Below are 13394 nucleotides of genomic sequence, written 5' to 3' on the forward strand. Positions count from 1 at the left end.
TGCTCTAAAATCTGTTAATTACGGTAAACCAGTACAGATGTAACACAGGTGCCTATGGCTCAAAAGTTACTATCCAATAAAACCCTGAAAAAACTACATATCGCCCTTTTTCTTTTGATCGCCTTATTTGGCTTTCAGGCTAAAGCTCAGTCTGTAATGCTCCCGGGTGATGTGGTAGTGGTGTCTGCTAATGCAGATACCCCCTCTGTCGATTTTATACCTTTAATCGATCTGGATAAAGGAACGACTCTTTATTTTTCGGATGGATTGTGGGATAGTAATACTCAAATTTTAACCGGCAATGAGTTTAAATTAACCTTTTTGGAGTCCGTACCGGCAGGCACTAATATCCATATTAACAATTCAACAGAGGACACTCGGTTTACAATCACCGGTGATCTTAAATTCCGGGGGGATAATTATCGCCTTTTCGTTTATCAGAGAGACCAAAAGGTTTATCGCTTTATTTTCGCAATGGGATGGGGTGAAGGGCCTGTTTGGAATACACAGGAACAGCCTGAAAAGGGATCAGATTTACCAATAAACCTGAGAGAAACCCCTCATACCCAGCTTACCTTAGGTAAAGAACCTAACCAACAATACTACATTAGAAATGGAGCCAGTGGAACCAGAAATATGCTTCTGTCATTTGTTGGAGATGCGACAAATTGGAGAGGCAATGACACTGAACCATTTCCTGTATTTGGAACTTCATTCAACTTAAAAGCCCCTCCTGTTATTGTATTTGATAGCAGCATATCAACCGTTCAGGAAAGTGATTCATCCACTATTTTAAAAGTGGCTATTTATGAACATGATGGCTCTCGAATTTCTGTGGATATGGCCTTTGATTCCCTTCGAAGTATTGCTTCGGCAGAAGATTTTGGCGGTTTTGAAAGAAAAACCATTAATTTCACAGGTTTAGTGGGAGATTATATTCATGAGGTAAGCATCCCTATTATTGATGATGGAATATACGAAGGTCGCAGAACGGGAATATTTACTCTTGAAAACCTTTCCGGAGGTAATTTTGGCGACTTTTTATCCCATAATCTTATAATTGAAGATAATGAACAACCTGAAGTGCTTATTTCTAGAGTTGTAAATGGTATCGGCAGCCCGGGTTTTATTGAAATCAAAAATATGGAAAAAGAGATCGTTTCATTGTCAAATTGGACCCTGTCCGGAAAGGATATGACTTTCACATTTACAGATGATGTGGTTCTTCTCCCGGGAGAACTATTGAAATGGTTTGATACTTCAGAAATTTCATTACCGGATCCCGCTGTAAAAGTAATTGCTTCTGATCTTAATAAACAGTTGTTGGACACTGAAGGGGGGATCTTAACATTAAAAAATTATGCGGGCAAAATAGCTCATCAGGTGAGTTACTCCAGAGCGAGAAGAGTAAATGGAAATGGAGCAGTTGGAAATGATTTGGCCGTGTCGGATGTAAGCAGAAGCAACCAATCCGAACAGGTAACGAGTAATTTATTAAACACAACTACAACGGCTATACAGTTGGCTAATTCCGGTTGGAAAGTAATGCCAAATTCGGAAGATCTTAAAACAAAATTTTCTGATAAAAGCTTTTACGTCTGGAGTGAAGAACAGCAGGGATTTCTAAGAGATGACGAATCGGCAATACCTGATAAGGATCAAGTAGTCTTTGGATACTTTGAAAAAGATGAATCGGATGAGCTGACGACTGTAATCGCACAATCTTTTAAAAAACAAGTAAGCGATGAAGACCTTTCTTTTACTGTTTCAGCAACAGATAAAAATGACAATGGTGTATTAGATGGTTTGGAAGGATTGAATTTAGTTTATAACAATCTTAGCAAAGATATAACAATTCATAGTTTTCTGGAATTAGCTGAATCGGAATATCCCGATCTTCCGCTGAGTGCCGTTGTTTATGGGATAAAACAAGAAGCTTCCGGGGAAATAAACTTCATAAAGTTAGACAAGGAACAAAAAATAGCGGCCAAAACCCCATTTTGGTTAATGCTGGACTCTTCTTATCCTTCCAAAGAGATTTTTTTAAATAAAGATGAATTGAATAGTAACATTGATTTACTTGAAACCTCAAGTGGTCAGGATGAACAGAGGTTATTAGAATTGACACTCAAAACTGAATCCCAAGATGAAGTTGTTCAAGTTCATTTCTCTGAAGAAAAGGAAGTAAACAGAGTTAAAGATTTAAATTCTTATCCGGAATTAATTTTATCAGACCAGTCATTCTTGAATTTTTCCATCAAGCAGGGAGAGGATTTCTTTAATGCTATAACCTTGCCATCAGAAATTGAACAGCCAATAAACCTTCCTGTTCACATCAACAGTTCTAACAGCGGCGAAATAACTTTCTCGGTTACCGAATGGGATTACATACCTGCTGAATGGAATATTACTCTTCGGGACTTAACCACAGATAAAGAATATAATTTGAGAAGAGATTTTTCTGTGACGGTAGCGCATGAGTTTCCGGTTTTAAAGACAAATAATGAAAAAGAAATATCATTTTCAGAATATCAGAGCGGAGATGACGGACGTTTTATATTGACTATTACTCCATTGAATTCAAGTACCGGAAATGACGAAGAGATTTCAGATAAGCCCCGTGAATTAGAGCTTCATCAAAATTATCCTAATCCTTTTAATCCTGTCACAACCATTTCGTTTTATTTGCCTCAGCCTGAAGAAGTTAAACTTTCTGTATTTAATATTGTGGGGCAGCCGGTAGCGGTTATTGTAGAGGGAACGCTTTCTGCAGGGCAGAAACAATTTGAATGGGATGCAACGGATAAACCTAGCGGTATGTACATTTATCAGTTAGAAGTTGGGAAAAAAGTTATGACTCGAAAAATGACATTAGTAAAATAGTGAACATATTTCGTGTGATAACAGTTATTTAAACAACAAATCATAAATCAAAAAAAGGATAGCACTTAATACCAATCATGCAGTTTAAAACAATTCAAGGGGTAGAAGTACCCGAAATAGGGTTAGGAACACATCGATTAATTGGAAGAGAAGGCGAGAATACCATAAAGTTGGCCCTGAATCTCGGGTATCGGCACATTGATACCGCACAAAGTTATAAAAATGAAAGGGAGGTTGGGGAGGCAATAAAGAGATCACATATTGACAGGGAAGAGATTTTTCTAACCACCAAAATTTGGCATACGCATCTTGAAAAGGAAGATGTGTTAAAAGTAGCAGAAGACGCTCTCAGAGTACTTGATACTCCTTATATCGACTTATTACTTGTTCATTGGCCTAACCCGGATGTAAACATCGAGAAAACCATGGAAGCATTTCTTTCTTTGCGTGATCAGGGCAAAGCATTGAATATTGGAGTGGCGAATTACCCGCTGAAATTACTCAAAGAGTTGAACGAAGAGTTAGCGGCACCGCTATTTTGCAACCAGGTGGAATATCATCCATTCCTAAGTCAGTTTGACTTGCTGGATTATACGGCAGAGCATGATTTACTTTTCACAGCCTACTCACCTTTAGCACAGGGTAAGGTAAATGAAAATCCATTACTCAAGAAATTGGGCGAAAAATATGGTAAATCGCCGGCTCAAATTGCACTTCGTTGGTTGATTGAGCAAGAACAAGTAGTGGCTATTCCCAAAGCTTCAACTGAGGAGCATCTTAAGGAAAATATAGATATCTACGACTTTGCGTTGGAAGATGATGATTTTTACGCCATCGATGATATGGACAAATCAACCCGGCTGGTTGATCCTGATTTTGCACCGGAGTGGGATAACTAAATACTTAGCTGCATGTGGCTAGCACCAAAATTTTACCTTCCTGATTTTTAAGCTGATGTCGATAATTCTGATATTCCTCATCTTTGCGCTCTGAGATGATGATATCGCCGAAGTGACTTTCCTGCATAAACATAATATCGAGGTTTTTGATCAGGTAAGCTTTGTCATTGTTATAAGTTTCCATCAGCCATTCTACGAAACGGGCATTATTTACGTGCTTATTCATATCCAGGTCAGATTCACGGACTACAAACTTTTTTTCCACGTTGGTTTCTTCGAAAGGCATGATTCGATCGGATTTAACCGGGAGCACGTGGTCAATATCTGACAGCCTGAGATCTAATACATCTTTGGGCATTCGGGTTGGTTTTCGGGTCTTCAGATTAATCATCATCCAATAGCTGAGACAGACCCCGATCAGGTTGCCTTCTTCATTGAGAATTCGATAGTTGCGATAAGCACGGAGGGCATCGCCGGCAGCCGGCCAGGTTTCAATAGTGATTTTCTCCCGCCAGTTTGGATAACGGTCTATTTTAATATCCATGCGATGCAGTACCCACGTGAGGTTTTGGTCATGAAGCTGAGTAATATCGAAATTGAGCTTCAAGGCATGATTTCCGGCTACTTCTTGAAAAAGAGAACAAATGGCCGGTAAAGTAGCCTTACCATTTTGATCTACTTCACTGGCACGGATTTTAAAAGATTCTGAATGAATGGTGATGTCGTCAGTCATAATTAATGCCCTGAATAAAAAGACTATAAACATAAACCAAAAAAAGCAATGATGTCACATTCGGGGATTAATAATAATTTTCAGAAGAAACGATCTATTTTGCGGCATGTAATATTCGTGTTGCCCAAATTCGAGTGTCATCCAGAATTACATAAATAGACGGAAGTACCAATAAGGTAACGATGGTTGAAAATGTTAATCCCCCAACGATAGCACGAGCCATTGGAAAATAGGGAGGGCCGTTACCGCCAATTTGAGTCGTACCGATACATAAAGGGATAAGCCCCAAAACAGTGGTTGCGGCCGTCATTAGGATTGGACGAATGCGGTCTTTTCCTCCTTGAATCACGGCGTCACGCCTGGAGAGACCTTCCCGTCTTAAGTGATTGATGTGATCAATAAGTACAATGCCGTTATTCACTACAATTCCCATCAAGATGAGTATCCCGATAAAAGCCATTAAATCAAAAGTAGTACCGGTGATGAAGAAGAACCAGAAAATCCCGACTACTCCAAAAAAGATACAGGATAACACACTGGTGGGGTATAACAGGGACTCAAACAGGGAGGCCATGATCAGATAAATTAAAAAGAAAGCAATGGCGATATTAAACAACATCGTGCTCATTACATCTTCATTCATTCCAAAACTTCGGCCATAACTCCAGGAATAGCCGGTAGGATAGGCGATCTGGTCCATTATTTTTGAAATTTCTTCTTTTGCTTCTTCCGAAGTAAGCCCATCCAGGTTTATGGCTATACCAAGTGAAGTTTTTCGGTTTTGCCGGAAAATCCGCCCGGGGCCTTTACTTTGTTCAAATTCAGCCAGGGATGCTAACTTCACTGTTTGGTCGCCAATTGATATTGGTAGATTTTTTAAGTCATCTATAGTCTGGCGGTTCACATCCTGAAAAGCCAGTACCACATCAATTTCCCCATCGGTTCCGCGAATACGTTGCACGGTTTGTCCGCGTACAGAACCGGAAACCATTTGGGCTACGGCCGAGGATGTTAACCCAAAGTTTCGTGCCCGATCATGATTTACGGTGAGGCGGACTTCGTCGCTGCCGGTTTCAGCTTCAGATCGCACATCCGCGAAACCTTCAATTTGTTCCAATCTCCAGGCCACTTGTTCAGCTAAATCTTCCAGTGTTTCCATGGATTCCCCTTGTACAAAAACACGTACCTGCTCGGCATTGTTTCGGCTGATGTATTCAAACGCCGGCCGGCCGATAGCAATTTGCGGGAGGTTTTCCTGAATTTCTTCTTTTATTTGGGTGACCGGTTTCTTTGCATCTTCATCGGGTATTAAGTTCAGGGTAGATTCCGCATGATCAGGAGTGTAATAGGTATAGACAGATTTAATCTCGAAATCTTCCTGATTGTCATAGAGGTATTGCTCAATTCGATCTACCGATTCTTTTACAGTCTCGAGCGTATAGGCGGCATTCAGATTATATTGTAATCTCAATTGCCGTTCTTCAATTCTTGGGAACATATCTACCGACATAAAAGCGGCGGGTATTATACCGCTTAAGAACAGCAAGGTGATAAAAAGGACAGATATTTTTCTTCGTTCCAGAAACCAGCCCAACAAAGCCGCATATTTAACTGAAAGCTTATCGATCAGTGTTTCTTTATTATTTTTTTCGGGCGGCTTGATTTTAGTGGCCAATAATGGAATCACGGTTAATGAAATTACCAGAGAGGCTAAAAGTGCAATAATAATAGCCATTCCGATATAATACATGTGCTGTGAAATGAAGCTCTCGTTCACCACATTCGGAAGAAAAACAATGATGGAGGTAAGGGTGCCGGCGGTAACAGCAATGGAAACTTCCTTCGCTCCCAGAATGGCAGATTTCCAGGCACTGTTTCCCATTCGTTGATAACGGTGAATATTTTCGGTTACCACCACGGCATTATCAACAAGCATCCCAATGGCGAGCATCAATCCCATCATGGATAATATATTCAGGGAAATATCCAGGAAGAAAAAGAAACCGAGGGTGACAATCAGTGAAAAGGGGACAGCGGTAGCTACGATCAGCGTGGTGCTAATCTGACGCAGAAAAATATACAGCACGAAAATGGACAATAAAGCTCCGATCATACCGGCATTAAATAATTCTTTGAGGGAGCTTAAGATGCCATCCGCTTCATTAAACATCTCATAGATTTCAATCCCTTGCATTTCGGGCAGTTTATTAATTTCCTGAATTTCCGCCAGTACTTCATTAACAACCTCAACTGAATTAGCCGTAGATTCTTTTGTGATATCCAGCCCGATGGCATATTTCATATCCAGATGCCGGGCATAATCTCGTTCAGGAGTTGTATGTGAGACTTGTGCAATGTCTTTTACCCGGAGGTTGTTATCGGCTATGATCAGGTTTTCAATGTCTTCTACTCCATTTAAATCACCAATCGGCCGTACCATATACCGCATACCTGAATCGGTGATTTTTCCGGCAGAAATGGAAAAATTGGACCGGCGCAATGTATTGCTGAGCCTGTTAAGGTCAATGTTATATTGGGTGAGACGATCCGGGTCAAGTTCAATGCGGATTTCCTTTTTCTCAACCCCATACAAATTAACCTGTCCAACACCTGAAATGCGTTCAAGGCGTTGCTGAAGGTTTCGGTTCAAGAGTTCATAAGCATCCGACAGGTCTCGATTACTGGAGATGCGAAGCTGAAGAGTGGCATTGGCACCATCGCGAAATTTGTTGATGTTATAATACTCAAAATCATCAGGAAGTTGATTGCGAATACTTTCAATTTTTTCCTTGATTTCAATGGCTTTCAGATCAATGTCATTTCCTTGCTTAAAGGTAATTAGCACCCCGGCATTGTTCTCTCCGGAATTGGAACTGATTTGTTCAACACCGCTGATGGTTGCCAGCACCTCCTCGATGGGGCGGGCTATATTTTCATTCACCTCAGCAGGGGTGGAATTAGGATACGGAATTTGAATAAAAGCACCCGGAAAGGTGATATTCGGCATAAACTCCATGGGAACCATGCGGGTGGCAATGACCCCAACAACCAGCATGCTCACAAAAACCATGAGTGTGGTTACCGGTCGGCGCAGTGATAGTTCGGTAATATTCATGGTATTGAGTTAAACAGTTTCAATTTCCGGTCGAACCGTATATTTTTTTCGGTCAAGGAGGTCGTACATAACAGGAATTACCACAAGGGTAAGAAGGGTTGAAATCAACAGCCCCCCTATAACAGTAATACCCATCGGTGCACGAAGTTCAGCTCCGTCTCCAAATCCAATGGCCAGTGGGAGGAGTCCAAGGGTAGTCGTCATGGTAGTCATTAGAATGGGGCGAAGCCGGGACTTGCCACCTTCTTTAATGGCTTCCAGCTTTTCCATGCCCTTCATACGCATCTGGTTGATAATGTCGATAAGAATGATGGCGTTATTAACCACAATTCCAATGAGTAAAATTAATCCAATGAATACCACAACACTAATGGTGGTTTTTGTGATATATAAAGCAATAATAGCTCCAACCAATGCCAAGGGGATGGTGAACAAAATGATAAAAGGATGAAGGAGTGATTCAAATTGCGAGGCCATGACTAAATACACAAGGAATACAGCCAGTAAAAGAGCGAAAATGAGTGACTGAAATGATTCGGACATTTCTTCGTTTTGTCCGGCTATCTGGGCAAGCACACCGGTAGGCATGGTTACTTCAGCCAGTGCTTTTTCCACTTCTTGTGCGGCTTCACCCAAGTCGCCGTAATTCAAGTTCGCAGAAACAATTGCCACCCGTTGTTGGGCTACCCGGCGGATTTCGCCGGGCCCGTTGGTAATTTGTACGGTTGCAATAGCATTTAAAGGAATAGGACGCTCACTTTCGGGATTAACCACCAATCGCTGAATTTCATCAATCGAGGTCCGGTCAACTTCCCTGGCCCGGACCAAAACATCAATTTTCCGGTCTCTCCACGAGTATCTTGTGGCTACATTACCCCGGATGTTGTTCACAATGCGGTCGGCCACATCATGTACCTGCAATCCGAGAGAAGCGGCTTTATCACGGTCAAATATGATTTGAATTTCGGGGCTTCCCGTTTCCATCGTACTCTTTACATCAGCAAAGCGGTTATTGGAGGAAAGTTTGCGGGCTACGGCATCACCGGCTTCTTTCAGTTTATCTAAATCGAATCCGGAGATCTCAATCTCAATGGGAGTACTGAAGGAAAACAGGGCAGGGCGCTCAAATTTGTATTCCAGTCCGGGAATCTGGCTGAGTGAGGTGCGCAATTGATTCATTGCAACTTCTTCCTCTGCTGCAGAAGAACCGGAGGCGAGAGTAACATTCATTTCTCCCCAGTTTTCGCCGCCTTCATCAGGATTGGCATCCATACGATTACCGGTTCCGGCCACGGCAAAGGTAGTTTGAATGTGGTTTTGATCTCGGGCGGAAGTCTGCACGACCCTCAAGGCAGCATCTGTTTTCTCGATTGGAGTTCCCGGAGGAAGCTTAAATTCTACGGAAAATTCTCCTTGTGAAAGTTGCGGAATAAGTTCAATTCCGATTTTGGGAATTAAAGTTAAGGAACCTGCAAAAATTAAAACAGCTGAAGCCATGACGATGAATTTGTGGTCGAGTGACCAACGCAGCATTCGGGCATATACTTTTTCAACCACCCGGTAGGATTTATCGAACACATACACAAAAGGTGAAAACAGTGCTTTGGTGATTTTAGCAATCCACTTGAAAATAAATTTTAAACCCTTTGTAATAGCAGTGGGGATGGTGTAGAACAAGAACATCCGAATGGAACGTAAGCCCCGCCCAAATTTGGTCTTGGGATCCTCTAGTTGGAGGGACGTGTTTTCAGACTTGGAACCTCCAATAGAAGACATCATCGGAATCAAAGTAATAGCTACGACCAGGGATGCCAGCAAGGAAAATGTTACGGTCAGGGCTTGGTCACGGAATAATTGCCCTGCAATTCCTTGTACAAAAACCAGCGGAAAGAACACGGCTATGGTGGTAAGAGTTGAAGCAATAACCGCCATTCCTACTTCTCCGGCACCTTCACGGGCCGATTCTATAATTCCTTTTCCCATTTCTTTGTGCCTCGCAATATTTTCCAATACCACGATAGAATTATCCACCAGCATTCCGATACCAAGTGCAATTCCACCCAATGACATGATGTTGAGCGAAATATCATTTCCATACATTAAATTAAATGTAGCGATGATGGAAACAGGTATAGAAACAGAAATAATAACTGTAGTCCAGAAATTTCGAAGGAAGAGATAAAGCACGATTACGGCCAAAATACCACCGATAATTCCTGCATTCTTAACTTCATTCACGGCAGAAGCAATGAACACCGATTGGTCATATACTTTCACCATTTTCATTTCATCAGGAAGCATATCCCGGATTTGGGATATGCGGGCTTCTACAGCTTCAGCGGTTGCGACGGTGTTGGCATCCCCTTCTTTATAAATAGCAATTTCCACCGCTTCTGAGCCGTTCAACCGGGTTATGGCTTCCCGTTCTTTGTAAGATTGTTCGACATCGGCCACATCTTTCAGGTAGGTGGTATTTTTGCCATTGTGGCTAATTACCACATTTCTGATTTGATCTACCGTTTTAAATTCATTCAGTGTTCTCACCAGATATTGTTGTGAGCCTTCCTCCAGCCGACCGCTGGAAAGGTTTATATTTTCCGCACTTAGTATCTGTGATACGGTCTCAATAGGGATATTCAGATAGGAAAGTCGGCGCTGATCAATATTTACCTGTATTTCTTCTTGAAGTCCTCCGCTGATTTTGACGGAAGCCACACCAAGGGAAGATTCCAAATTCTTCTTCAGCTGTTCATCGGCCAGAACCCGCAGTGCTTTCAGGCGGGCAATAGCATCGGGACTTGAAAGATCTTCATAAGCAGCATAATCAACCGCCGCGTTATCCGGGGATTTTTGTCCGGCTTCATTGTTATAATAAAGGGCATAACGCATAATGGGGTCAAGAGTGGGGTCAAAGCGCAGAGTAACCGGTTTTTCAGCCTCGAATGGAAGTTGGACAGCATCCAGCTTTGACATCACATCCAGATTGGCAATGTTCATATCGGTACCCCAGGCAAATTCCAGCACTACATCCGACTGTCCGGCGCGGGAAATAGAGCGAACTTGCTGTACACCTTTAACTACCCCCACAGCTTCTTCTACGGGTTTGGTAATCAGGTTTTCAACTTCAATAGGTGCTGCTCCCTGAAATTCGGTACGGATTGTCAGAGTAGGATAACTCAGCTCCGGAAGCAGGTTGACGTTCAGGCGGGAGAGAGAGACAATACCGAAAAGCAAAATCCCTACTGTAAACATAGCAATGGTAACTTTTCGGCGTATAGACAGCTCGATAATTTTCATAGCGGGATCCTGCTTACAGGTTTATAATGTTGACTTTAGAGCTGTCTTGCAGGCTGCTTTGCCCTATGGTGACTACAGTTTCACCGTCTTCAAGTCCGTCGATAACCTCTACATTCAATCCATTGGTGTAGCCGGTTTGAATTTGCTTTTTGAAAGCCAGTGAATCCCGAATTACATATACAGTTTGTGCCAGATCTTCTGACATTATCGCTGACTTTGGAATCATTCGGGTATTTTTGCGGGTATCATATACAATTTTAACCCGTCCAAACATTCCTGGGCGCAGCAGGTTTTTGGTTTCATCCACAAAAACAGTGACTTTGAAAGTTCCGGTTTGAGAATCCACAACGGGGCTGATTCGCTCAACATGCCCGGCAAAAATTTGGTTGGGAAGGGCATCTACACGTAATTCAGCAGGCTGGTCTTTGCGGATTTTCGCCATCTCATGTTCAGGTACATATAAAATAGCCTGAAGCGGGCTGAAATCAGTAACCCTGAAGATCTGCTGATCGGTGCCAATCATATTGCCTCTTTTAACGAAACGCTCAGAGACGACTCCGCCAATAGGAGATTTAATAGAAGTATGCTCCAGGTTCAGTTGAGCCAGGTCGTAAGCGGCTTTTTGGGACTCATACTCGTATTGTGAATTTTGAAAGGTTTCGGCCGCAATCAGATTTTTCTCAAATAATTCTCTATTTCTGCGGAATTCATTTTGAAGGCGGTCGAGCGTAGCTTTGGCGCGAGCGGCTTCAATACGGTATTGTTCGTCTTCAATTTTAGCAATGACTTGCCCCGCTTTTACTTCATCGCCTTCTTCCACATAAATTTCATTTATAATTCCGCGTACTTTGGAAACCACGGTAGCTTCCTGTTCGGCATCAAGGGTGGCTGTGTTGGCATAATAAGCAGAAATATCGCCACGACTGACATTACTGACTTCAACCGGAATGACCAGCTTTTCTTCTTCGTCATTTTCGTTTTGATCTTCATTGTTGTTGCAAGCCGTTGCACCGAACAGCGTTGCAATAAGTAAAAATATTGGCAGTGAGTAGCGTAATGTTTTCATTTGAATTCCAACCGTTTTGATTTTGACTGACAGTAAGCCTTTACGCCGAACTGAATACTTTGTTACGGAAGGAATTTTTAGGATAGAGGTTTTGGCAAATAGCTCTTACTTCCTATAGGTAGATGGTATTTTTATTTATAAATGATGAGTCTAAATGAAAACAGGAAAAGCCCGAAAACGCATATCATTTCGGGCTTTTCCTCTTATGTAAATATTTGATTATAGAATCTGGTCGATCGGTGGATTAGTCCTCGTCTTCATCATCGAAATCTTCTTCGTCGACTTCAACTTCCAGTAGGCCTTCTTTGAACTTGGCACTGAATTCAAGCAGTTCTTCCCGTTCACCCCAGTTATAATCTGTCAGGTTTATAACTGATCCGTCTTCTTGTAGCACCCACTGTGTGGGATCAATGTTGACAGATACAACATGTTCCATGTCTTCAGTGACTTCAAGAGGCGGTTCAAACTCAAGCTCTACTTCGATTTCGGCTTTGGCAAACACCATAAACGCTTGGGATTCACCTCCGGTGGGTGTAAAACTGCCTATAATTATCATACTGGCTTCTTCCGGCCATTCGGGGAACTCCGATCGAATGGAATCGGCCAGCGCCTGGTGATCCTCTTCTTCTTCATCAAATTCAAAGTCGAGATCCTTAACTTCGAATTCAAACTCTTCATAGAACCCGGCTTTTATCTGATTGTTACCAAGATTCAGCGTATCATCCGTGAGTGGCAGATCGATGAAGAACGGTTCTGCTTCAAACTCTTCGTACTCGATTTCAACCGTATCGTTCTCCACATCGGCGGGTTCCAGCTTAAACTTTTCGACAATAAATCGAATATCGTTGATAGTCAGGGTACCGTTCGAGCCTTCCACAATCAGAGAGTCGTGCTGTGACATCAAACTGTTTCCCGAGGCGAGTGCTTTGGCTGCAGTACCTGAAGTGCCGGTGGCCGTTTTGAATTGCAATTTTACATTGCCCTCACTTGATTTGGTATCCGTACTGGTGGTATCGCAACCGGCCATGATGATAATTAAGAGAGTAAATGTGGTAAGTGGTGAAAATATTTTCTTGAGTATCATAGCTTACAGGGTTAATTGGTAATTGAAAATTACTGATGAGTGTTATTCAATTTTTACTTTAATGAGGGGTAAATTCTCTCGTTTTTTTGTATAACTATTGAAAGCTTAGAATGTTCCAGATTTGGCGTCTTCTTCAAAACTTTTCTAATGGGATCAGGGCTCCGCAACTTTAATGATCTTGAACTATAGTATCTACTTTTCTTTTTTATTACACATTTACATTTAAGGTGATTAGCATATTAATGATGATCATTTCATCATCCCTAAATTGCGCATAAATATATTGTTAACCCGGAACTTAAATCCAATATGTTCAA

General features: G+C 41.9%; 7 protein-coding genes. 2 read left to right on the forward strand and 5 right to left on the reverse strand.

Annotation, left to right across the window (positions count from 1 at the left end; all coding sequences use genetic code 11):
• The first annotated feature begins 54 nt into the window (after positions 1-54).
• Both HUJ22_RS01100 and HUJ22_RS01105 read left to right on the forward strand, forming a co-directional pair.
• Positions 55-2883, forward strand: a complete 2829-nt coding sequence (locus HUJ22_RS01100; RefSeq protein WP_290872463.1) for a T9SS type A sorting domain-containing protein — start codon at positions 55-57, stop codon at positions 2881-2883.
• 77 nt (positions 2884-2960) lie between these two features.
• Positions 2961-3782 (forward strand): aldo/keto reductase, encoded by an 822-nt coding sequence (locus HUJ22_RS01105; RefSeq protein ID WP_290872466.1) that lies wholly within the window; start codon positions 2961-2963, stop codon positions 3780-3782.
• A 4-nt stretch (positions 3783-3786) separates the two neighbouring features.
• On the opposite strand, the gene HUJ22_RS01110 is transcribed toward HUJ22_RS01105, so the two are convergent.
• The 5 genes from HUJ22_RS01110 to HUJ22_RS01130 all read right to left on the reverse strand — a co-directional run bounded on the left by HUJ22_RS01110 (position 3787) and on the right by HUJ22_RS01130 (position 13077).
• Complete coding sequence (locus tag HUJ22_RS01110) at positions 3787-4515, reverse strand: acyl-ACP thioesterase domain-containing protein (RefSeq protein WP_290872469.1); 729 nt, start codon at positions 4513-4515, stop codon at positions 3787-3789.
• 94 nt (positions 4516-4609) lie between these two features.
• The gene (locus HUJ22_RS01115) at positions 4610-7630 is read right to left on the reverse strand and encodes an efflux RND transporter permease subunit (protein ID WP_290872473.1); all 3021 of its coding nucleotides are present in this window, start codon (positions 7628-7630) and stop codon (positions 4610-4612) included.
• Between the two features lie 9 nt (positions 7631-7639).
• A complete protein-coding gene (locus HUJ22_RS01120; RefSeq protein WP_290872476.1) occupies positions 7640-10927 on the reverse strand; it encodes an efflux RND transporter permease subunit in 3288 nt (1095 codons plus the stop codon).
• 13 nt (positions 10928-10940) lie between these two features.
• Entirely contained in the window at positions 10941-11993 is a 1053-nt protein-coding gene (locus HUJ22_RS01125) for an efflux RND transporter periplasmic adaptor subunit (RefSeq protein ID WP_290872479.1), read from the reverse strand.
• Positions 11994-12237: 244 nt separating this feature from the next.
• Positions 12238-13077 (reverse strand): hypothetical protein, encoded by an 840-nt coding sequence (locus tag HUJ22_RS01130; protein WP_290872482.1) that lies wholly within the window; start codon positions 13075-13077, stop codon positions 12238-12240.
• Positions 13078-13394 lie beyond the last annotated feature (317 nt).

Source organism: Gracilimonas sp., assembly GCF_014762685.1.
GTDB lineage: Bacteria > Bacteroidota > Rhodothermia > Balneolales > Balneolaceae > Gracilimonas.

What these genes read in the sequence shown, in the direction of transcription:
- HUJ22_RS01100 (WP_290872463.1), top strand. Translation starts at nt 55, where the DNA reads ATGGCTCAAAAGTTACTATCCAATAAAACCCTGAAAAAACTACATATC.
- HUJ22_RS01105 (WP_290872466.1), top strand. Translation starts at nt 2,961, where the DNA reads ATGCAGTTTAAAACAATTCAAGGGGTAGAAGTACCCGAAATAGGGTTA.
- HUJ22_RS01115 (WP_290872473.1), bottom strand. Translation starts at nt 7,630, where the DNA reads ATGAATATTACCGAACTATCACTGCGCCGACCGGTAACCACACTCATG.
- HUJ22_RS01130 (WP_290872482.1), bottom strand. Translation starts at nt 13,077, where the DNA reads ATGATACTCAAGAAAATATTTTCACCACTTACCACATTTACTCTCTTA.
- HUJ22_RS01125 (WP_290872479.1), bottom strand. Translation starts at nt 11,993, where the DNA reads ATGAAAACATTACGCTACTCACTGCCAATATTTTTACTTATTGCAACG.
- HUJ22_RS01110 (WP_290872469.1), bottom strand. Translation starts at nt 4,515, where the DNA reads ATGACTGACGACATCACCATTCATTCAGAATCTTTTAAAATCCGTGCC.
- HUJ22_RS01120 (WP_290872476.1), bottom strand. Translation starts at nt 10,927, where the DNA reads ATGAAAATTATCGAGCTGTCTATACGCCGAAAAGTTACCATTGCTATG.